Source organism: Algoriphagus formosus (assembly GCF_002807035.1).
Lineage (GTDB): Bacteria > Bacteroidota > Bacteroidia > Cytophagales > Cyclobacteriaceae > Algoriphagus > Algoriphagus formosus.
Map to the genome: position 1 here is coordinate 567,804 of NZ_NIUC01000001.1, position 21,080 is coordinate 588,883.

The 21,080-nt window shown below is 41.6% G+C and carries 18 protein-coding genes; 5 read left to right on the forward strand and 13 right to left on the reverse strand.

The window, feature by feature from the left end; all coding sequences use genetic code 11:
* Nucleotide 1: 1 nt before the first annotated feature.
* A complete protein-coding gene (locus CDH51_RS02565) occupies nucleotides 2-877 on the forward strand; it encodes a 3-hydroxyacyl-CoA dehydrogenase (protein ID WP_100627108.1) in 876 nt (291 codons plus the stop codon).
* Here the strand turns inward: CDH51_RS02565 and trmB are convergent.
* Entirely contained in the window at nucleotides 867-1,529 is a 663-nt protein-coding gene (gene trmB, locus CDH51_RS02570; RefSeq protein WP_100627109.1) for a tRNA (guanosine(46)-N7)-methyltransferase TrmB, read from the reverse strand. The two genes, CDH51_RS02565 and trmB, sit on opposite strands and share 11 nt — an antisense overlap.
* A gap of 793 nt (nucleotides 1,530-2,322) precedes the next feature.
* Here trmB and CDH51_RS02575 point away from each other — a divergent pair.
* Both CDH51_RS02575 and CDH51_RS20395 read left to right on the forward strand, forming a co-directional pair.
* Nucleotides 2,323-2,544 (forward strand): hypothetical protein, encoded by a 222-nt coding sequence (locus tag CDH51_RS02575; RefSeq protein WP_232724728.1) that lies wholly within the window; start codon nucleotides 2,323-2,325, stop codon nucleotides 2,542-2,544.
* A gap of 2 nt (nucleotides 2,545-2,546) precedes the next feature.
* Nucleotides 2,547-2,837, forward strand: a complete 291-nt coding sequence (locus tag CDH51_RS20395) for a type II toxin-antitoxin system RelE/ParE family toxin (protein WP_100627111.1) — start codon at nucleotides 2,547-2,549, stop codon at nucleotides 2,835-2,837.
* 12 nt (nucleotides 2,838-2,849) lie between these two features.
* On the opposite strand, the gene CDH51_RS02585 is transcribed toward CDH51_RS20395, so the two are convergent.
* The 8 genes from CDH51_RS02585 to holA all read right to left on the reverse strand — a co-directional run bounded on the left by CDH51_RS02585 (nucleotide 2,850) and on the right by holA (nucleotide 12,925).
* The gene (locus tag CDH51_RS02585; RefSeq protein WP_100627112.1) at nucleotides 2,850-4,154 is read right to left on the reverse strand and encodes a bifunctional folylpolyglutamate synthase/dihydrofolate synthase; all 1,305 of its coding nucleotides are present in this window, start codon (nucleotides 4,152-4,154) and stop codon (nucleotides 2,850-2,852) included.
* 4 nt (nucleotides 4,155-4,158) lie between these two features.
* Nucleotides 4,159-5,118 (reverse strand): energy transducer TonB, encoded by a 960-nt coding sequence (locus tag CDH51_RS02590; RefSeq protein ID WP_100627113.1) that lies wholly within the window; start codon nucleotides 5,116-5,118, stop codon nucleotides 4,159-4,161.
* Between the two features lies 1 nt (nucleotide 5,119).
* Nucleotides 5,120-5,509, reverse strand: a complete 390-nt coding sequence (locus tag CDH51_RS02595) for an ExbD/TolR family protein (RefSeq protein WP_026945802.1) — start codon at nucleotides 5,507-5,509, stop codon at nucleotides 5,120-5,122.
* A 2-nt stretch (nucleotides 5,510-5,511) separates the two neighbouring features.
* Nucleotides 5,512-6,201 (reverse strand): MotA/TolQ/ExbB proton channel family protein, encoded by a 690-nt coding sequence (locus CDH51_RS02600; RefSeq protein WP_100627114.1) that lies wholly within the window; start codon nucleotides 6,199-6,201, stop codon nucleotides 5,512-5,514.
* A 1-nt stretch (nucleotide 6,202) separates the two neighbouring features.
* On the reverse strand, nucleotides 6,203-7,090 hold the full coding sequence (locus CDH51_RS02605) for an SPOR domain-containing protein (protein ID WP_100627115.1): 888 nt from the start codon (nucleotides 7,088-7,090) through the stop codon (nucleotides 6,203-6,205).
* Between the two features lie 59 nt (nucleotides 7,091-7,149).
* Entirely contained in the window at nucleotides 7,150-8,832 is a 1,683-nt protein-coding gene (locus tag CDH51_RS02610; protein WP_100627116.1) for a TonB-dependent receptor, read from the reverse strand.
* Nucleotides 8,833-8,834: 2 nt separating this feature from the next.
* Complete coding sequence (locus tag CDH51_RS02615; RefSeq protein ID WP_100627117.1) at nucleotides 8,835-11,822, reverse strand: tetratricopeptide repeat protein; 2,988 nt, start codon at nucleotides 11,820-11,822, stop codon at nucleotides 8,835-8,837.
* 80 nt (nucleotides 11,823-11,902) lie between these two features.
* Nucleotides 11,903-12,925, reverse strand: a complete 1,023-nt coding sequence (gene holA, locus CDH51_RS02620; protein WP_100627118.1) for a DNA polymerase III subunit delta — start codon at nucleotides 12,923-12,925, stop codon at nucleotides 11,903-11,905.
* A gap of 114 nt (nucleotides 12,926-13,039) precedes the next feature.
* Between holA and CDH51_RS02625 the strand changes: the two genes are divergently transcribed.
* The gene (locus CDH51_RS02625; protein WP_100627119.1) at nucleotides 13,040-13,732 is read left to right on the forward strand and encodes a tetratricopeptide repeat protein; all 693 of its coding nucleotides are present in this window, start codon (nucleotides 13,040-13,042) and stop codon (nucleotides 13,730-13,732) included.
* A 2-nt stretch (nucleotides 13,733-13,734) separates the two neighbouring features.
* Here the strand turns inward: CDH51_RS02625 and CDH51_RS02630 are convergent, their stop codons facing one another.
* Together CDH51_RS02630 and CDH51_RS02635 are read right to left on the reverse strand one after the other, a co-directional pair.
* Nucleotides 13,735-14,577: a universal stress protein gene (locus CDH51_RS02630; protein ID WP_100627120.1), complete on the reverse strand. Its 843-nt coding sequence runs from the start codon at nucleotides 14,575-14,577 to the stop codon at nucleotides 13,735-13,737.
* A gap of 2 nt (nucleotides 14,578-14,579) precedes the next feature.
* Nucleotides 14,580-15,500: a 2-hydroxyacid dehydrogenase gene (locus CDH51_RS02635; RefSeq protein ID WP_100627121.1), complete on the reverse strand. Its 921-nt coding sequence runs from the start codon at nucleotides 15,498-15,500 to the stop codon at nucleotides 14,580-14,582.
* Nucleotides 15,501-15,642: 142 nt separating this feature from the next.
* On the opposite strand from CDH51_RS02635, the gene CDH51_RS02640 reads away from it, so the two are divergent.
* On the forward strand, nucleotides 15,643-16,491 hold the full coding sequence (locus CDH51_RS02640) for a DUF2911 domain-containing protein (RefSeq protein WP_100627122.1): 849 nt from the start codon (nucleotides 15,643-15,645) through the stop codon (nucleotides 16,489-16,491).
* Between the two features lie 185 nt (nucleotides 16,492-16,676).
* Here the strand turns inward: CDH51_RS02640 and CDH51_RS02645 are convergent, their stop codons facing one another.
* Together CDH51_RS02645 and CDH51_RS02650 are read right to left on the reverse strand one after the other, a co-directional pair.
* The gene (locus tag CDH51_RS02645) at nucleotides 16,677-18,377 is read right to left on the reverse strand and encodes a sodium:solute symporter (RefSeq protein ID WP_100627123.1); all 1,701 of its coding nucleotides are present in this window, start codon (nucleotides 18,375-18,377) and stop codon (nucleotides 16,677-16,679) included.
* Between the two features lie 107 nt (nucleotides 18,378-18,484).
* Nucleotides 18,485-20,941, reverse strand: a complete 2,457-nt coding sequence (locus tag CDH51_RS02650; RefSeq protein ID WP_100627124.1) for a PIG-L family deacetylase — start codon at nucleotides 20,939-20,941, stop codon at nucleotides 18,485-18,487.
* Nucleotides 20,942-21,080 lie beyond the last annotated feature (139 nt).

Below are 21,080 nucleotides of genomic sequence, written 5' to 3' on the forward strand. Positions count from 1 at the left end.
TATGACCATCCAAAAAGTTTGCATTCTTGGTGCCGGAACCTTGGGTTCGCGCGTTGCTCTTCAAGCAGCTATTTCAGGCTACACCGTCTCTGTTTATGACATTCATGAAAAAGCGCTTGATTTCGGGTTTCAGACCATGAAAAAAATCTTGTCTCAGTTGGAAAAAGGCAAACTCCTGAAGGAAGCCCAAGAAAAAATACTTTCACGGATTTACTTTACTACCGATACCGAAAAGGCGATTCAGGATGCCGACATTGTCAATGAAAGTGTAACTGAAGAGGTTGAGATAAAGAAAGAAGTTTGGAGAAAGTTCGGAAAAATTGCTCCGAAAAAGACCTTCTTCACCACCAACACATCCTACATGCTTCCATCTATGTTTGCAGAAGAATCAGGTAGACCTGAGATGTTTTGTGCTTTCCACTTTCATGATGTCTTTTATTCTCGAGTAGTGGATATTATGCCTCATCCGGGTACAGATCCTGCAATGATTCCTATGCTAGAAGACTTTGGTAGAAAACTTAATCAGGTTCCCGTGCTGGTGCAAAAGGAAAACCCTGGCTACATTTTCAATACCATGCTCTTAGCCTTGATCGGTGCCGCCGGAAAATTGCTTACCGGAGAAGTCGGTAGTGTCCATGATATTGACCGGTCTTGGATGGTCAACTTTCATATGCCAATGGGGCCCTTTGGAATTTTGGACTCGATTGGATTGGATACGGCTTGGCATGTCACCAAAAACCGAACAGATTCTGCCTCAGTGGCCTTTGCCAAGCATCTAAAATCCTATCTGGATCAAGGAAAACTCGGTGAAAAATCAGGTGAGGGTTTTTACACCTATCCAAATCCTGCTTATAAAAACCCGGATTTCATCCAATAAAACGAAACTTCAGGTATTTGATTTTCTCTCCCTTTTCAGAAAACATTTTCTCATAGCGGGTTTGAATACCGAAGTGATCATCCTTCCATTCACTTTGGTAAAAGTCGTGCGTGTGACCTAAAACCTCTATATCTTTTCTGGATTGAACCAAGTTCAAAGAGAAATCAAATAGTCCTGTATTATCCGTTTTGAAATGGACTATTCCGCCAGACTTTAAAAGAGGTCTGTACATATCCAAAAACCGATCAGAAGTTAATCTTCGCTTTTCGTCTCCATCCCTTGGAAAAGGATCAGGAAAGGTAATCCAAAGTTCATCTATCTCACCTTGATCAAAAAACTTATCCAAAAGCTGAATCTGAGTTCGTAGAAATGCCACATTCTCCAATCCTTCTTCGGTAGCGGTAGAACTCCCCTTCCAAATGCGGCTTCCTTTGATATCTACTCCGATGAAGTTTTGATGCGGGAATACCCGAGACAAGCCGACTGTGAATTCACCCCTCCCACAAGCCAATTCAACGACTAAAGGATTTTGGTTTTGAAATTGCCTAGCTCGCCACTGACCTTTGATTTCCTCAAAAATGGGCTTACCCTCTTGTACTACGTTAGGGTTTTCTTCATTCGCCTTGAAGCGAACCAACTTTTTTCTACTCATTTACACCTCTTCGATTTCCGCGACCACAAAAGTACTGCCTCCGATAAATATTAGGTCATTTTTACTCATTTTTTTCGGAAATGAGTCGGGCTTTAGATTTTCAAAATTTTACTTTCCTATAGACTGCTCAAAATGGAATTTATATGTCGCTATAATAAAAAAAGGAAGGTTCTGCTCTTAAATTAATGAGGAAACAACCAAAAGTTTCCTCGATTGATTAAAATCACTAAAGACTTAGACTTTTATCGGAGAAATTTTGTGTTACCAGGTTTTTTTAAAAGGAAACTCGTTTGAGGAAAATGTACTTTGCTAAAAAGAATAGTTTTGACACTCAGGAATTTCGAACCTTTCTTATGATATCCGACGCTTTTCTTATTTGATACTTTTGAAGACCAAAAGTATCCAAAAGTCTTGGCCCCAGTCTTTTCTTTCCGCTGCAAGCATTTTCCTATTTATTTTCAATTCGTGAGCAGCGGAATTTTGTCTTGCTTTGCCCCCCTAAAAATGACTGGGTCTCCTTCGATTCCTCAGGAGCCAAGCCATTTTCTTAACGGGTGAGCAAAGCACTCCAAAACCGAAAATCCCGAAGGCCCCCTACCAACAAAAGTTTCTAATTCAAATCAAGGTCTTCATCAAACAGTATTTTTCTTGATAAAAGACTAAAACATTTTCACCCCCTCTTTATTAAATTTATGGTAAACCAAAAGGAATAAGAAATTGATCTAGAAAACCAGCTCTACATAAAAATCCGTATCTTTATTTACCACGTTAAGACAATCAAATGGACATTTCGGTGAAATATAAAATCATATCTGAAATCATAAAAAGCAATGATGAGGAGATGCTGAATGCAGTCAAAACAATCTTAAATATCGAGGACAAACCTGATTTTTGGGAAGAAATAAGCGAGGAAGATCAAGTGGCTATCGACCAAGCCTTGGAGCAACTTGATAGAGGAAATTTCATCTCAAGGGAGTCCCTTGATGCAGAAGTTAAAGAAAAATATAATTTTTAGAATTGAGCCTCCCGATTCGATATTCACTCCGAGCTAGGCATGAGCTTTTGGATATATTGGACTACATCGATCAAAATTTTGGTCGAAAGAAAACGAAAGAGATTTATCAAAGGTTAGAAAGGGCTATTGATTTGATTTCTGAAGCACCAGAAATGTATCCTGAATCCAAGAAAAGGAAAGGATTAAGAAGATATGTTTTCAGTAAACAAACCAGTATTTACTATCGTGTAAATTCAGATTGCATTGAAATAGTGAGTCTCCGACCAAATAAAAAAGACCCAAAAAACTTTTAATCCTTTTTGAAACTACAGATCTTCGATTTCTGCGACCACAAAAGTACTGCCTCCGATAAATATCAGGTCATTCGCTTGGGCTTTTTTTCTTGCAAATCGGACAGCCTCCGGAATAGAAGGAATGATTTCTCCCTTTAGGCCCTGAATAGAAGCTTTTTCAGCCAGTTCTTTTGCAGACATAGCTCTAGGGATTTTTGCTTCGCAAAAAATATAATGGGCATTTTTCGGCATCAAACTCAATACCTTCGAAATATCCTTGTCGCTGACCATTCCTAGGACAATCCATAATTGGTCAAATTGATAGGTCTTCAATTGATCCAAAATTGCCTTAATCCCAGGTTCATTATGGCCTGTATCGGTGATGACCCAAGGATTTTTACCCAAAATTTGCCAGCGACCTTTCAGGCCTGTCAGTTGGGACACTTCCAAAAGCCCTTCTTGAACTGCCTTATCGCTCAGGTTCCAACCCATTTTACGTAGCTTCTCTATACTTTCGAGAATCCCGGGCAAATTGAATACTTGGTAGTCTCCCAAGAGACCGAATTCAAGTTCTGATATCTCCAAATCATGAACTACCTCGTAGGATACCGAGAGCAAATTGTCATTTTTAATTTGGTCTTTAATTTTCTTTTTGACCTTCCAGTGATCATCAGCAAATACAATTGGAGCACTTCTCTCTTTTGCGAGTTGGCGAAAAACCGACTCACATTCCTTCTGGCTTTGGCTGATGACAACAGGAGTGTCAGCTTTGATAATTCCAGCCTTTTCTGCAGCGATCTTCGGCAAAGTATCCCCTAGATACTGCATGTGATCCCAGCCAATGTTGGTAATCAGGGATAGTTCAGGCTCAATGACATTAGTGCTATCCAACCTTCCTCCCATCCCAACTTCAATGATGGCTATATCTACCGCTTCCTCAGCAAAGTACCAAAAAGCCATTCCGACTGTCATCTCAAAAAAACTGGGCTTGAGCTCCAATAGAAACGCTTGATTAGCCTCAACAAAGCGGACAACTTCCTCTTCTGGAATTTCTATTCCATTGATGCGAATTCGCTCAGTAAATGACTTAAGATGAGGGGAAGTATAAAGTCCGGTTTTGTATCCTGCAGCTTGGAAAACGGCTGCTAAGGAATGAGATGAACTCCCCTTTCCATTGGTTCCGGCGACATGAACTGACTTAAACTTCTTCTCTGGATTTCCAAGATGATTGCAAAGAGCGAGCGTATTGGAAAGGTCTTTCTTGAAAGCTGCCGCCCCGACACGCTGGAACATAGGCAAGGAAGCGTATAAAAAATCTAAGGCCTCTTGATAGGTCATGGATTTAATCAACCTTGATAATAAATGTGATTTTTCCGCTAGAGAAATCAGCAACAGCAGTACCACCTTGTCGCTTAAAAGACACTTTATTCACTACTTGACGATAGTATGCTAAGACCTCATTGGATACATTATACTCCAAAGGAACTGCTTGGACTACGCGTCCAGAATCATCCACGGTGATTTTAAAGACGATACGACCACTTCGGGTAGAAACTTGGTCATTGATATTGGGTTTCGCTGCGAAATCCCATCCAGCTAAGTCAAGACTGTAGCCAGCACCGGAATTGGTACCCTGACCTGAGCCTTGCCCCATAATAGCCCTACCATCTACAGTACCCTTTGGATCTCCTGCATCCCCTTTTTCTTTAGAATCACCTTGTGCTCCACCAGCCGCAGCCTGATTTCCATTTCCTTTGGTACCACCTGCACCCATCAGCGCTCTTTCATTGATTTTTGGCTGTTCGGGAGCCTTCTGAACTGTTTCTTCTGCTTTTGATTCAGCTGGAGTAGTGACAGTTTTTGCTGGCTCAGTAGGTTTAGGATCTGGTTTTTTGACTGTTTCAGTAGCTTTCTCTTCGCCTTTCAAAGGAGAGGGCTTGGCCGATACCGCCTGATTGGCAGTTGGTTGAGGGTTTGACTTTGGTTTTGCCTGCTCGGTCTTCGGAGCGGGAGTCGGCGTAGCTTCGGGGCTGACTTTCTGAGCAATTTCACCCGGGGCAGCAGCTTCGACTACTGGAGTTTGAGTTTCAGAAGGCGGGTTAGAGCTATTGATATTACCGGAACCTGTCGGAGTAAAGCCCAGATTCAACTCCAAACCAAAAGTGGGAAGCGGTGGAATAGGTTGTTTCCACACGACAATAAAATAGATCGCAATCAGCAGTAGAATATTCACCAGGAGGGTAATGATACCCGCCCGCTTCTTATTTTGACTTTCTACTTTGTCTGCGTTCCAGTATTCCATCTTAATACGGTTTTGTGGCGATGGAAACATTTGCTTCCAAGCCTGCTGCTATACCGCCAATTTCTACCAAGTATTCTACAGGGACTTCCTTATCAATATGAAGGACCACTTGGCTATCTTTCCCTTTGAGCAAGGAAGTCAATTCAGCCTTAATCTGATCCCGATTGACCACCTTATCATTTACGGCATATTTGAGGTCTTTGGTGACCGAAACGGTTACCTCCTGCAAGGCTATGTCCGATGTCTCGCTCGATGGGAGATTGACAGGAAGACCTGAAGGAGTAATAAATGAGGAGGTCAACATGAAGAATATCAACAAAAGAAAAATGATATCCGTCATGGAGGACATACTGAAAGCTGACTCTACCTTATGTTTGGATTGAAGTGCCATGCTTATTTTTCTTGTAAGAGTTCTATAAATTCGATCGAGGCATACTCCATTCTGTGAACGAGTTTGGAAACCTGGGTGACCAAATAATTGTATCCCAAATAAGCCAAGATACCCACTACCAGACCTGTAGCGGTGGTAATCATCGCCTCATAGATCCCTTCGGAAAGGAGCTTTGGCGAAACCATGCCCTCTTCTTGAGCAATGGCTATAAAGGCCTGAATCATCCCTGCGACCGTACCCAAAAACCCAATCATAGGGGCTGCACCGGATACAGTAGCTAAAAGACTCAAGTTCTTTTCGAGTTTGTAGATCTCTATTTTCCCTACGTTCTCAATCGAAACTTCAATGTTTTTCAAGGGAGAACCAATTCGCTCCACTCCCTTTGCAATCATATTGGCAATGGGAGTTTTTTCATCTGCACAGAGCATTTTGGCTTTTTCAACCTGTCCGCTTGCCACCAAGACTTTCACCTGATCAAGCAAATGAGCAGGAGTTTTAGAAGCTTTCTTCAAAGTCATCAATCGCTCGATGAAAATGTAAATGGCCAAAATAAACAATAGGTAAAGTGGGATCATCATATACCCACCTTTGATCAAAAGATCAAGCAAACCGATTTGCTCGGCCGCACCATTCATACCCAGACTATCGGCTGCCGCCAAGGAATCTGTTGAGAGCGTTTGTAATAAGATCATATTAATATTTCAAAATCCACAATGCTTCGGTGTAATCATCTTTGATCTCAGCGAGTGCATTATTTGCCTGTGTGAAGGAATTGTACTTTCCTAAAGCCAAACGATAATTAGGCGAATCTTCGTATGGCTCAATCAAATAAAGCTCCGGAACACGGGATTGATACTCAGCTGATTTTTCAAGGGCAAGTCGCTCAGTCCGAAGGCTACCCACAATGATATAATAGGTAGCTCTTTCACCTCTCGACTCAATTCTCGTCAAAGAACCTAGCTCTTTACGATCAATTGTTGTACCAGATTCCGCTGTGGGAGCAGGTGGATTTGGATTATTGGAAATAAGATTTGTAGAATCCTGATTATCAATACTTTCAGATTCTTGGTTTTGAGTTTCGCTTGGAATAATTTCAGGCTCTGTCTCTGGAGAAATCGTGCTTTCAGCCACAGTCTCTGAAGATGGCTCATTATTCGGTGCAGGAGATGAATTTTCTTCCTTCATCAACTGCCAAACAATTGTAGAAATCAGAAGCAATCCGATAAAAGCCGCAACCATCACCCAAGAACTTGACTTCTTGGCTGGGAGCTCAGGGGATTTTTCAGGAAGCTTCTTCTTTTCTTCGGCTTTTGCCTCTTCATTATCCTCAATTTCTTTGGGTTCGAAGCTTTCAGGTAGTTCATCAAGAGGCTCCTTCTCCTGAACAGGTTTTGGCGGAATTTGAGAAAGAACCTTGGAACGTAGCTCTGAGGCAGATACCACTTTTTCTTCTGAGCCTTCGTTAGGAGATTCAGAATTGGACTTAATATTTTCCTCTAATTCTTTGAGTTTTTTGACTTCTACAAAAGGTAACCCAAAGTCTTTGGGATCGGTCCAGGTTTCTTTTTCTCTTTTCTTCACAGTCTAATGAAATTGCCTTGTTACGAAGCTAGTTGATTTGATCAAAAAGCACAAAAATATTAAAACTTCAACCAAGCTCCACCGATCAACTGCACGCCTCGAACCGGATAATTCAACCAACGCACATTTTGGCCATTGAGAAGGTTATTTCCTTCCACAAAAACACCAATTTTTTCTGTAATCTGGTAATCAGCTTTCAATTGAAGATCTGCAATGGTCTTTAGCTTCTCAGAAGAAAATGGGACTTCAGGGTTTGAAGTAATGGTACGGGCCTTGATTCCTCCCATAAAATTCAGATTTGCCTGAATCAATAAACCATCCAAAGGGAATACCTGATTATTGATACCTACCTGCCAAGTAGGCCTATGCCAAGCTTCTGCCTGAAGATTCATATCGTATTGAAAAAGGTCAAGTCTTGAAGAGAGTCGATATAGCTCATTGACACGAAAACCTAATTCGGCATTGATATTAAACACCGTCACTCGATCATCATACACTAATTCAAAACGGGAAGTATCCGCTCCTGAATTCACGAAAAAGTGCATTTGATTGAATCTACTGACATCTATTCCAGCACGGTAATCAACCGTATTTTGAACCATTCCCTCGATTCCTCCTGCAACCTTGTAATTATTAATGGTGTTTAGCAATTGTGAAGATGGCCCGATGAAGGGATTTTCCATGGCAAAACTGTAATAGGTATTTCGAATCACATCACCGGAAAACTCCCCAAAGAATCCAAATTCATCGGCAAATTGATAGGAAGCTTTCAAAAGAGGGAAAATTCTAAAATCACTGGATTTTCCCGGAACAGAATCATTTTCTGAAATCAAATTTAAGCCTGCGGTAAATTGGAAGGCATCCAATTGATAAACCACTTGAGGACGGATAGCAAAATAATTTCTGCTTACATCATAGTCTCTGTCCTCAGGACTTGTATTGAAAAATGATAAATTGACAGAGCCTGACCAATCATCAGAAGGTCTAAAAACTGCTTCTCCTTGCAAACCAATTTCAGTTTCTTTTGCGAGATAGCTATCCTTGAAATTTTGAAAGTGGACTTTACCCTGGTAAGAGATCGGTCCGACCTTTTCTATATCCCGGAATCCCGCATGAAGACGTATCGTATTGAAGACATTTCCCTGAATTCCAGTAAATTCCAAATTAGGATCATTGATCACTGAAGTATCAATTCCGTAAAACGAATAAGAATCTTGAGCCCATTCAAGGCCTCCGAATACTTCTATTTGGTCCAGAAAGTAACTGGCATTCCCTCCGAGATTGGTGTGGGATTCTTTTGACTCTTCCCCCAAAATGGGGCCTTTGCCAAAGCTTTGATGCTTCAGATTGAAGGAGTAATTCCAATCATACACCTCAGTTGCCATCAATCTAGCCTCCAAAAGAGGACTGGCAAAATTTCCATAACCAGCCTTCAAAAACCCTGGGTATCGATCAGCAATATCACGTCGATAGGTCTTTTGCACCGGCTCTGCCTTTAATTGAACTGGCGGTAAATCCAACTCATAGAAATTGACCGTGTAATTGAAATCACTGAGCCCTTTCGGTTGAGGCAAAACGGGTAGCTTCTCGTAAACACGAGGTTGATTCGGAAGAGTCAAAACCCGATCCTTTCGGATAACAAACTCCTGGTCTTGAACTTCCCCTCTATTTTGTATTTGTGCCGAAGCAATTCCAGGAGCTCCTAGAATCAATGCCGCGAAGAATATTTTTAATTTTCTCATGGTTAGTTCAAGGTTTGGAGTTTGTCCTGAGCAAGTTTCTTAATTTCCTCATTCGTGGAGTTTTCTACGATAGACTCAAGCGTGGCTTTAGCCTGAAAATCCTCTCCAGAGAGCAAATAGTTTTCTGCGAGAAGTAGGAACATCCGACCATACCAATAATCGAAATCGGCAAAAGGACCGGACATTTCAAAAATACTGTCATTTGAAAGGTCGATCTGACCTTGCTTTTGATAGGATTCTGCCAAAAGGAACAAGCCCTCAGCCCCTTCTATCGTCTTATACTCATCTACCAGAACTGCCAAGGTAACCCCTGCAGCCTGATCTTGCTTTAAGGCAAATTGTGCTTTGGCCTTGTTGAGTAAAGCCCTCGGAGTCGATTCCGGTAAAATACCATCCAAGCTTTCCAATTTTTCTGCGGTGGTGATGACTTCCTGATAGCGTTGCGTTTCATTGTAAGCTTTCAATAAAGCCATCAGCGACTCTGCCTCTTCTACTTTACTTCGGGCATTTTGAACAGCAGTTTCCAAGTACGGAATAGACTCTGGATAATTTCCTTGCGCGGATAATATCTCCCCTATTCGCTGCATTGCCTTTAAGCGTTGCGGAGAGGCGGGTTCGCTTTCTAGCTGACGGAATACTCGCAAAGCATCATCTTGATTACCTGACTGGAAATAAGAGTCACCCATAAAATACAGGGCATCCACTCGTTGACTACTTTCCGGATAGCTGCTCAGATAGCGTTCAAATGCTATGCTCGCCTGAGCAAAATTTCGCTCAAAATATAGACTCTTCGCTGATTCAAACTCCAAAGCTTGCACAGAACCATTTTCTGGATTGGATCGCTTGTAGCTATCCAAATAACCTGAAAACTCCCCTGCCCTTCCTTGCAGTGCCAGTGTCTCTTGCAGACCCTTTAGGGCTGTTTCGGCATTTCCTGAATTCGGGAATTCATCCAAAATGGTTTGATAGTCCCGAACCGTCTGATCGTAGTTTTGCTGAGAGAAATTCGCTACAGCTCTGCCTTCCAATGCAAAAGGAACAAATGGACTATTCGGCCGCTTCGAAATCAAATCCGAAAAGGCAAAAGTTGCATCGCTATATTGGGTCTCTTCCATCAGGATTTGACCTTTTTGGAAAAGCGCATCTTCCAGATACAGTGAATTAGGATAGCCTGCGATCAATTGATCCAAGCTTCTCAATGCTGCACTATTTTTTGATTGGAAATTCTGAACAACCCCTAGGCGATAGTAGGCATAATCAATACCCGCATTTCGCTCCGAAATCGCTTGCTGAAAAGTACTTTCTGCTTCAGCAAAGCGCTTTTGCACATAGTAGCAATCACCTAATCGAAGTAAGGCATCATCGTAATTTTCCTTGTTTTGACGGGTTCGCAGTCGGTCTGTGTAGGTTTTGAACTGTGCCTCAGCCTCGCGGTATCGCTTGGAGTTAAAATAAGCATAACCCAGACCGTATAGACTTTTGGTCAGATAAGCACTAGAGGTGGTTCTACCCAACTGAAGCGCTTCCTGGTAGGAGGCAATGGCTTTATCCAATTCTCCATTGGCAGAATAAATCTCGCCCTTCCAGAAATGTGATTCCAAAATCAAGTCCTTATTGACTGGAAAATTCAAGGATTTATCCAGGTAGGAAATTGCCGCAGGATATCTTTTGTCACGGAAATAGACCATTGCTTGATAAAAGGCAACCCGCTGATAAGCTTCCCGAATGCGCGGAGACTTATTTTGGATTTGATCCATCTGCTGAATCGCTCGGAGATAATCGCTGGTATTGATCAAGGCTTCTGAAAGCAAGGTCTCAGCCTCTGAGCGAAACGCCCCTGTGGGATATTCATTCAGGTATTGATCCAATCCAGAGATCCCTTCCTGAAAGCTTCCTTTCTGAAGATTCGACTTGGCATAGTTAAAAAGTGCCTCCTCTTTGATTTTTGGATTGAAGTCCGCAGAGGCAGCTGCTTTGAAAGAGGTGCTGGCAAACTGATAATTATCCAGCTTCAAATAGGCATGCCCCAAATAATAGGAAGAAGCTTGTCCCTTTTCGTCAGCTGTAGAAGCGGAAACCTTCAAATAGTCTGAGGCTCTTTGGTAGTTTTCAATCTCAAATTGAGCAATTCCACCTTTATACACCTGCTCGGGTGTAAGTTCTCCCTTTCGGGCATTGATGAAAGCGTCATAGTTTTCAGCTGCTTTCGCAAAGTTCTTTTGCTCAAAATAAGCCTCTGCCAAATAGAGATTGATCATTTCCTTGCGCTCAAGATTAGCTCCACCTTTGAGCTTTTCTTCTGCATAGCTGATCAACTGAGTAAAGCTTCCCTCCTGATAATACAGGGAAGCAAGAAGGTAAGGGACTTTATCTCTGTAAAAAGGTGACTTTTCAGCATTTTGAAGATCTTGAATCGCTTTAGCACTATTTCCATTCTGCAGCGCAATAAAACCGCTGTAGTAGTAAGCATCAAAGCTTACCTCCTGTCCAAGTACTTTTGCCTGATCAAAATAGGGCGCAGCCGAGTCATAGTTTTTCAATTGAAAATGTGCATAACCCTGCTTAAAAAGTAAATCTGCCTTCTTGGAAACTTCCAAATTCTCAGGGCTTACCAAGGCGTAGCCATCTATTGCTTCCCGGTAGTTACGCTTAAAAAAGAAATGATCCCCTAGGTACAAGCCTGCTGTCGCAACACTTGGATGCTTGCCATTGTCCAAAATGTAGGACTTCATCAGGCCCACCCCATCAGGACTTTCTAATTCTAAGGCAGACTGTGCGGCTAAAAGACGAGCTGCTCGGGATTGATCGAGGTAATTATCTTTTGAGGTGACTTTTTCAGATTCATACAGGCTGGCTGAAAAAAGTTGCTTTTCAAAGAAAGCGGTTTGATCATCCAAGAAGCGCTGTTCTCCAGTTTGGTAAAGTGTGGACTGTGCCAGCACCTGAACACTGAAGCCTAAAACAGCAAAAAGCACAAGGCAATATTTCATGGGCAAATGATTAATTATAATGCTTCCATACGATCCCAAAAGCACAGATTCAGCCTTGGGATTTCAAGAAAAGAAGCGTTTCAATGCAAAATTTTATACACGAGATCTCGGAGAATTTCACCTTCGCTCATATTTCCGGAGTCTACTCCTTTAGAACGAAGATCTGCTTCCCGAATGTGTGCGAACACCTCAATTATCTTGCCCAATTTATAGTTGCGGGAAGCGGTGAAGTATTCTCTTGCAATGAATGCATTCATTCCTAAAGCCGCAGCGGCTTGGTCAGCATTTTGAGCCTTGTGCTCATGAATGATCGCTAACTTGCTGAAATAGAAATAGATCAATGAAAAAATCGGAATGATTGGATGATTTTTTGGGTTCTGAGAAAAGTATTGGATGATTTGATTAGCCTTGACCACATTTCTAAAACCCAAAGCCTTGGTCAGTTCAAAATTATTGTAATCCTTGTGGATCCCGATGTATTTGGAGATATGGTCAACGGTGATTTTGGTGCCTGAAGGAAGATTGATAAACATCTTTCCAATCTCATTGGTCATCACCTCTAGGTTATTTCCGATCGAGTCAGCCAGTAGATTGATCGCGTTTTGATCAATGCCATAGCCTGTTTCTTTAAAATAGCCCTCGAGCCATTGCTTGAGCTTGTATTCAGGCACTTTCTCAGATCTCACATACACAGTATGCTTGTTCAGGGCTTTGGCCAAGGTGGTTTTTCCGTCGATCTTTTTGTGCTTGTACGCAAAAACCAAAATCGTACTAGGTAGCGGGTTTTCTACATATTTGATCAGTAGCTCAGCAACGCCTTCATTGCTCCAATCGGGTAAGCTTTGAGCTTCTTTTACCACTACCAACTGACGCTCAGCCATCATCGGAAATTTGCGGGCATTATTCAGCACTACCCCCATGTTAGCGTCTTTTCCATAAAGTGCCAACTGGTTGAAACTTCGCTCATGCTCCGGAATCGCATTGTCCTCAATTATCTTTGTAATGAGATCGATGTAATAGGGCTCATCTCCTTCTAAAAAATAAACTGGAGAAAATTTCCCCGCTTTCAAATCCTTGATGACGTCCGTCGGTTGTTTAGGCATGGTTTGCAATTTGAGACTTAAAGATAAGCGTAGCGATCAAAAGCTGCCAAAAGCAAATTGATAATTGTGAAAACTATTCTCCTGTTAATTTTGTAATAATTAAAAAGCATTCAAATGGACTTTCAGACAGGTATCTCTTATTATAAATCCGGTAAATTCGAAGAAGCATTGGTGGTTTTCAACCAATTGATCACAGAAAATCAAAGCGAAAGCAATTATTTTCTCTTTCGCGGCAGAATACTTTCCCGTATGGGTCAGACCGAATCTGCCTTGGAAGATTTCGATAAAATAGTAGCTCTTGAGCCCTATAACACCGATTTTATCTCTGATCGAGCGGTGGTTTTGCACTTACTAGGTAAAAATGAAGAGGCTCTGACGGAATTTGATCGAGCTGCCAATCTTGATCCAAACAACCCTTACCGTTATAGTAGCAGGGCATTTTTCAAGGATAGAATCGGGGATTTGATGGGGGCTATTCAAGATTATGAAAAAGCAATCGAACTTGATCCTGAGGATGCTGTCGCTTACAACAACAAAGGCCTAGTGGAAGAAAAGCTTGGCTATCAGAAGAAATCAAAGAAAAGCTTTGAAAAGGCTGATGACTTGGTTGGATATAAAGCTCCTGAGAATAAAGAACCGAATCCACCTGCCAACGAAAAGCCAGCACCCCTACCGGAAATTCCAAAAAACGGAAATACCAATGAGGCTTTGACGCTGGGAAATTACTTCCAGATCGTAAAAAAGGTTTTTACAGATCCCAAAACCCGCTCTGAGTTTTTCCAATTTCTGAAAAAGCCTTTTTCTTAAGCTTAAAAATTCTTGATCACCCACAGAGGTTTCGTGATGAAGTAGGCCATTTTCTTGGATAGGCTTTTATTGAAGATTTTATCAAAGAAATCGCGTTGCCTACTTAAAGTAATGAGCATATCCCCCTTGGCGGAGGCAAGATAGCTTTCAATACCTAGAGCCAGGTTATCCCGAAAAGACTTCAGGACAAAATTCACCTTATCGTACCTCACAAAGGGTGTAATCTCTTCCACCATCGATTGATGTAAGGGTCTGTCTAATTTGTTTTTGCCATCTGAGGCATGAACAATATCGATTTCAGCATCAAAAAACTTTGCAAACTCAACTACCTTCTGAATAGCGATTTTATCTTCTTCTCTATAGTCTGTACCAAAGACCAATTTCCGCGGTTTCTTATAAAAAACCTTCCTAGGCACCACCAAAACGTCCACGGGGGACTTTCCTACGATCTGACTTGTGCGACTTCCAATAATATTTTTTCGTAAGTCATTCATCCCTTCTGTGCCCATGACCACCAACTGACAATCCGTTTCCTCGATTGCATTTAGCATGACTTCGATCACATCTCCCTCCAAAATCATCCCTTCGCAAGATTCAAGACCCAAAGGGATTGATTCCGCTTGTACTGTTTTTTTAAGATTATTCAGCTTTTCTTTTAAAAAATCACGCTGAAAATCATTGTCTTCACGGCCTGGATTCAGCTTTAAAAAGTCTTCTTTGTTGCTGACATGAATTAAAATCAGCTTTGCACCATATTGCTCCCCGATTCGGCTTGCATATTCAATTGCATTGAGTGAACACTCAGAGAAATCGGTAGGGCAAAGAATAGTCCCGTTTTTTTCCATAATTAATAGCCTCGAGATCGGTTTACGAGATTCATCAAAGGTTCGTTGGATTCAAGTCGACGGATATTCTCAACCACCTGAGGAGAGGCCGCTTCCGGATTGGTTACGCTCGCAATGTGTGGAGTCAAAAATATGCCTTCATTTTGCCAAAAAGGATGATCTTCTGGCAGGGGTTCCTTCCGATATACATCCAACATAGCTCCCGACAGCTGACCTTTTGAAATTGCATCAACCAAGTCCTCTTCGACTAGATGTCTTCCACGGGCGACATTGATCAAATATGTCCCTGGATTGACTTTTTCAAAAAGGGATTTATTTAAAATATTTTCAGTATCAGCAGTCAACGGCAGCAAACAAACCAATACATTCACCTCCTTTAGAAACTCATCTAATTTCTCCTTGGGAAAATAAGGAAAAGGAAAATCGTCTTTCTCAGAAAAACCAAAGCCTACTACCGGAAAACCCATAAAATCGAGTTTTTCCAACACATCAAAACCTAAAGCTCCTACTCCCATTACCCCAATAGTGACTGGAATCTCAGGATCAGACATATCCCAATTCCGATCTTCTTTAAGTTGTTGATATCGAGTGACCTGCCTATGAAAATTCAACACCCCCATCACCACATAATTGGTCATTGACCAGGTCAACTTTTCATCTACAATTCGGACAATCGGGAGTTCTTCAGGGATAGAATCATCACTTAGAATATGATCTACTCCAGCACCCATAGAGCTAATCATTTTTAGATTTGGGAAATCTGCAAGAATTCCTTTTGGATGCTGCCAAAGAAGGGCAACCTCAACCTTTTCGGGATATTGGATATTGGGAAATACTTCGATTTCCAATTGATCGTTTTGCTTTCGGATAGCGTCGATCCAAGGTTGAGGATCTCTTCCAGGACTGATGATTGCTAGGCTCATAATACAAAGGTCGACATTTGTAAATATCTACTCAATCTCGGTATAAAACGATACATCCATTGATCAAAAATTTGACAAAAAAACACAAATTCTTGGTCAAAAATTAAGCAAATTGCACTCAATTAACTGAAACGATATAACAATGAAAAAATTTAGCTTGATATTCTTTTTGGCAGTTTTTACTGCTTTGGAGAGTTCTTTTGCCCAACAACTTCAAATGCCACAGGCCTCCCCTTCGGCAAGTATTTCCCAAAAGGTAGGTCTCACTGACGTACAGGTCATCTATTCAAGACCAAGTACAAGAGGAAGAAAGATATTCGGTGAATTAGTGCCTTACGGGCAAGTATGGCGCACAGGAGCCAATTCGGCTACCACCTTGGACTTTTCTACAGACGTCATGATTGACGGAAAGACTGTACCAGCTGGCAAATATGCACTTTACACTATCCCAGGTAAAAATGAATGGACCATTGTCTTATCTAAAAACACTGATCTTTGGGGCGCCATTGGTTATTCGGATGCCGATGATTTGTTGCGATTTACGGTCTCGCCAAATAAGCTGAGTCGAAAGTACGAAACCTTCGAAATCAGCTTCAATAATATGACTGACAATGCTGCTGAACTTTCTATGAAGTGGGAAAACACCCGAGTGGATTTCCGGATTTCTACAGAAGTCGATCCAATTGTGATGGCTCAGATTCAGGAAATGGTCATCGATACGAAGACGGAAAATCCAAGCTTACTTTACGCTTCCGCCAATTATTACTACAACAATAACAAGGATCTTAATCAAGCATATGAATGGATTAAAGCTTCCACAACTTCTGATCCGAAGTACTGGACCATGCACCTGAAAGCTAAAATTGAAGTGGCTTTGGGCAAAAACTCAGAAGCGTTAGCCTCAGCTAAAGAATCCATGAAACTAGCGGAAGAAGCTAAAAATCCAGATTACATAGCTTTGAATGAAAGATTGATGAAGTCGATCAAATAATTTTAATTATTCTGTTAAGAGTCAGTTTTCTTTGCCAATCTAGCTGGAAGTTCGAAGTATGAAGACCGAAGCTCGCTGAATCTGAACTTCAGGCCTTATTCTAGGTCAAAAGCTTCTAATACTGAGAGAAAAGTAGATAACCAGATAAAATAAAGAATCAAGGCCCTTTCAATCTGGAAGGGCCTTTATTTTTTCAAGCCCTGAAGCAGCATAGCAAAGAGCATGACGGAAAGACAACCGATGGCATTGTACCAAAGAAAACCGATGTCCCATACGATTCCGAATAACCCTTCTCCATTTTGAAAATGAATTACTAAAATCAAAGCCTGAGAAAGAAGTGCTGCTAAAAACACAGCTAAGCCTTTTACCCATTTCATAAAGAATCCTACCAGGAATATTCCCAAAATAGTTCCGTAGAAGAGTGATCCCAATAAGTTTACTGCCTGAATAAGATTCTCGAAAAGTGAGGCATAGATGGCAAAAAAGATCGCCAGAGCACCCCACAAGGCCGTAAAAAGCTTCGAAGAAATTACATAGTGACCATCTGAAGCTTCCTTTTTGATCGAACGCTTATAAAGATCAATCGTAGTGGTGGAACCAAGCGAATTTAACTCGGAGGCACTGGAAGACATAGCAGCCGAAAATATCACCGCAAACAATAATCCGACGATCCCTACGGGTAAATGATCCATCACAAAGCGCATAAAAACATAATCCGTATCTCGGGTTTCCGCCACTGGATCATTCTTGACAATTAAAGCCTTCACCTCATCTCTGACCGCTTCCTGTTTTTGCTTGATCTGCCCAAGTGAGGCTTTGACTTGATTTTTTGCGACATCATCTTCCGCATCCACGGCTATCAAAAGCTCCTGATATGCTTGCTTTCCTTCCTCAAACAAGGCGTCAAACTCTCCCTGAAGGGATTGAAAATCAGAGGCATACTCACTTTCTTGAAGTTTTTCAGTCTGTACCGTATTGAATACTACAGGAGGCTGGTAGAATTGATAGAATACAAAGACCATGACTCCTATAAAAAGAATAATGAACTGCATCGGGACTTTCAAAAAGCCATTCATAATGAGCCCCATGCGGCTTTGACTTAAAGTTTGACCGGAGAGATACCGCTGCACCTGACTTTGATCAGCTCCAAAATAGGACAGAAATAAGAAGACCGCCGCCGTCATTCCTGACCATACATTGTAGCGGTCGGACGGATCAAACTCCAGGTTGACCAAGTCCAGCTTTTCCATACTCCCAGCGACATGCAAGGCCTCTGTAAATGAGACCGGAAGCATACGAATGACAATAATACCTGCCAAAATCATCCCTCCCATCATCACTGCCATTTGCTGTTTTTGCGTGATAGATACGGCAGCTGTACCTCCCGAAACGGTGTAAATAATAACGACTACCCCAATGAATACAACGGTCCAAGTCAGATTCCAACCCAAAAGAGTCGAAAGAATAATGGCAGGCGCATAAATAGTAATCCCCGAAGCCAAACCTCGTTGAATAATGAAAAGTAAGGCTGCTAGCGTCCTAGTCTTTAAGTCAAAGCGGTTTTCCAAATATTCATATGCGGTATAGACTTTCAGCCGATAATAGATAGGGATAAACGCAACGGAAATGATAATCATGGCTATGGGCAAGCCAAAGTAAAATTGGATAAAACCCATACCGCTTTCATAAGCTTGTCCCGGCGTACTAAGGAAAGTAATCGCTGAGGCTTGAGTAGCCATGATAGAAAGCCCAATGGTCCACCAATTCATGGAATTCCTACCGCGTAGGTAAGAATCTAGGCTATTTTGACCCCTTGTTTTATAGATACCATAGCTTGCAATGGCACCCAGGGTTCCAAAAAGTACAATCCAGTCTAGGCTAGTCATGAAAAGTGCTGCATCAGGAAGTAGAAAAAGAAAATCAATACTGCCAGATTAAGCATGAGTCCCCAGTAGAGGCGCTTCCATTTGATATCTTTTTCTTCCATTTGGGTTTATTGTTCGATTAAGTTTACGAATAATTTTACGGCTCCGGGTACTCCAGCAGGCAATTGTCTAAAAAAGGATAGTCCGGTGTAGACATAGTTGCCTTTTCCATAAGCAGCATGTATGAGCGAACCAGTCTGGGTGTCCTCTCCCGGATCATTCATATACAATGGTGTCGAGTATTCCTCATCAAGGCTTCCGGCAAAATATAATCCTCGCTCCTGCACCCACCCTTCAAAGTCACTCGGGGAAATCTTATTCGGGCCAGCCAGAATTGGATGTGTGTAGTCGGCTTCAACCGGAGCAGTTTCTACTGAAACCCGATCTCTGGTCAGCGAGAAAGGATAGGGACCAAGTTGATTGGTCAGTAATCTACCCGTTGTATTGTATTGTACAATCATATTTCCCCCTGAAAGTACATATCCCATCAATGCTTGCTGGTTTGCTGCAGCCTGAGCATTGGTATTGTAGGCACGAATCCCCATAATTATAGCCTTAAACTGAGCTAAATTATCCAAATCAAAATCATTGTCTCCAAGCATGGTCACTTGATAGCCTAGAGCTTCCAGGACCTCAGGCACTTCATCTCCAGCGCCAGGCACATAGCCAATTTTACGTCCTGATATTTCCCAATCCGCTTGAATCCAATCAATAGAAGCTGAAGTGAAAAATGTAAGATTGGGGATATGCTTATAGGTGATTCGGTTTAAAGTCTGATCAAAACTTTCTGATGAAGTTGTGTAAGTAGCCACTATTCTTCGTTTTCCCACTTGATCAGAAACGAACTCTACTCGATATCTTCGCTGCTTTCTTCCCACTAGGTCTTCTGATTCTAGTATTCGATATTCACTGGAATTTAAACCCGCAAAACTCAAATCGCCATCTACGATTTTATCTCTAAAATTGACAAAAACCGTTACCTGTGGCCTTTTTTCATTGATTCCGAAAAGCACTTTCTTCGACAGTTCCAAGTCTATCGATGGAGTAATAATAAATGGCTGTTTTACCTCCCCATCTACGGGATCATTAAATTTATAGACTAAAGGAGTGCTAATTGTCAACAACTGCCCCCCAATCTCCAAATTCAATGTGGCTTGTATACTCGCATCATTAAATGGCTTTCCGATCATTTGCTGATCGTCAACCGGATACATAGGGCCTTCTTCGTAATTTTCGAGCCAGTAAGGCTGGGTAAATTCAAAACCTTCGGGAATGGTCAAATTAATATCCTGACGGAAAGGCTCATTTGCTGAACTACCATCCCTTTCTACCTTAACTTTTTCTCCCAAAACTTCTACGCCCAATATATTGATGGCTGTATTTCCGGGAGAATTAACCACCAAGTCTGTACTGACTGATGCCCCGGGAAAGGCCACTTCCTGATTGGTGACAAATTCTATTTTTGATCCTATTACTTTTAAAACAATATCATTAATCGACTCTTTTTTCTCATGAAGCCAGAGATCGCTTCCTTCCATTTGATTGATTTGCTCCCTGATTTTTAATAGAGTAGAAAGATTGTTCGCTGTGGACCGAAAGTCAAAATTTTGAATCAGATCGTTTATTAAGAGTTCTGTTGCTTTACCGTTTTCAAAATGATCCCATCTGTTTTTCACGCCCTCAAAGGGACTTTGCTCAAACTTTTCTCCTGCAATAAATTGAATATGATCATTTGAAGCCCCAATGTAAGCAGTCGATCCAAAGCCTTGAGACTTATGCATGGTTCGGCTATTCGCTGCCATTTGATTGTAGGTTTGACCCAATACGGGATTGTATTCGCCGGTGGGAAACTCATGGTAAATCTCCCCTTCCTGAGCTTCAAACTCTCCGCGAAAATTATATGCATTCCAAAATATCCGCTTCGCTGACCAAGGTTTCACATACTCAAGTTGCTCAGGGAAAGCATTTGGGTCTCCAGATATTGCAAAAGCTTCTTCGGCTAAAATTGCTGAGGTGGTATGATGCCCGTGAGTTACACCAGGAATGGTATTGAATCGAGTAATGATAATATCTGGCTGAAACTTTCTAATCACCCACACCACATCTGAAAGAATAGTTTCTTTATCCCAGTTTTGGAGGGTTTCACTAGGATTTTTACTGTAGCCAAAATCCTTTGCTCGGGTAAAATACTGAACTCCCCCATCTGTCATTCTAGCTTGCAAAAGCTCTTGAGTTCTGATTTGGCCCAAACCGATTCCTAGTTCTGGTCCAATGAGATTTTGCCCACCATCACCTCGAGTCAAACTCAAGTAAGCTACTCGGGCTTTTGTATCGTTAGCCAAATAGGCAATCAGCCGGGTATTTTCGTCATCCGGATGAGCTGCGACATAAAGCACTCGCTTGGTCTCTTCCAATTTCAGGAGCTCATGATATAACTCTGATGAAGACAAGGACTGAGCGAACAATGGAAAATTAAGCCCTAAAAAAACCAATATAATCGGCAGGAAGAAACGTAGTTTTTTCATCTGTTTACTTTTTGACTTCTAATTGCCAGATGGAATCTTTGACAATTAAAATAATCATATCTATATGTCTTTAATGATGATTTTAATCGTGTCGATTTCATGTATTTCCTTAAATCAAATTCCAAACTAGTATTAGCTA

Excerpts from the sequence above, each read along its gene's own strand:
- CDH51_RS02565 (WP_100627108.1), top strand. The coding sequence starts at position 2 with ATGACCATCCAAAAAGTTTGCATTCTTGGTGCCGGAACCTTGGGTTCG.
- trmB (WP_100627109.1), bottom strand. The coding sequence starts at position 1,529 with ATGAGTAGAAAAAAGTTGGTTCGCTTCAAGGCGAATGAAGAAAACCCT.
- CDH51_RS02585 (WP_100627112.1), bottom strand. The coding sequence starts at position 4,154 with ATGACCTATCAAGAGGCCTTAGATTTTTTATACGCTTCCTTGCCTATG.
- CDH51_RS02590 (WP_100627113.1), bottom strand. The coding sequence starts at position 5,118 with ATGGAATACTGGAACGCAGACAAAGTAGAAAGTCAAAATAAGAAGCGG.
- CDH51_RS02595 (WP_026945802.1), bottom strand. The coding sequence starts at position 5,509 with ATGGCACTTCAATCCAAACATAAGGTAGAGTCAGCTTTCAGTATGTCC.
- CDH51_RS02600 (WP_100627114.1), bottom strand. The coding sequence starts at position 6,201 with ATGATCTTATTACAAACGCTCTCAACAGATTCCTTGGCGGCAGCCGAT.
- CDH51_RS02610 (WP_100627116.1), bottom strand. The coding sequence starts at position 8,832 with ATGAGAAAATTAAAAATATTCTTCGCGGCATTGATTCTAGGAGCTCCT.
- CDH51_RS02615 (WP_100627117.1), bottom strand. The coding sequence starts at position 11,822 with ATGAAATATTGCCTTGTGCTTTTTGCTGTTTTAGGCTTCAGTGTTCAG.
- holA (WP_100627118.1), bottom strand. The coding sequence starts at position 12,925 with ATGCCTAAACAACCGACGGACGTCATCAAGGATTTGAAAGCGGGGAAA.
- CDH51_RS02625 (WP_100627119.1), top strand. The coding sequence starts at position 13,040 with ATGGACTTTCAGACAGGTATCTCTTATTATAAATCCGGTAAATTCGAA.
- CDH51_RS02630 (WP_100627120.1), bottom strand. The coding sequence starts at position 14,577 with ATGGAAAAAAACGGGACTATTCTTTGCCCTACCGATTTCTCTGAGTGT.
- CDH51_RS02635 (WP_100627121.1), bottom strand. The coding sequence starts at position 15,500 with ATGAGCCTAGCAATCATCAGTCCTGGAAGAGATCCTCAACCTTGGATC.
- CDH51_RS02640 (WP_100627122.1), top strand. The coding sequence starts at position 15,643 with ATGAAAAAATTTAGCTTGATATTCTTTTTGGCAGTTTTTACTGCTTTG.
- CDH51_RS02645 (WP_100627123.1), bottom strand. The coding sequence starts at position 18,377 with ATGACTAGCCTAGACTGGATTGTACTTTTTGGAACCCTGGGTGCCATT.
- CDH51_RS02650 (WP_100627124.1), bottom strand. The coding sequence starts at position 20,941 with ATGAAAAAACTACGTTTCTTCCTGCCGATTATATTGGTTTTTTTAGGG.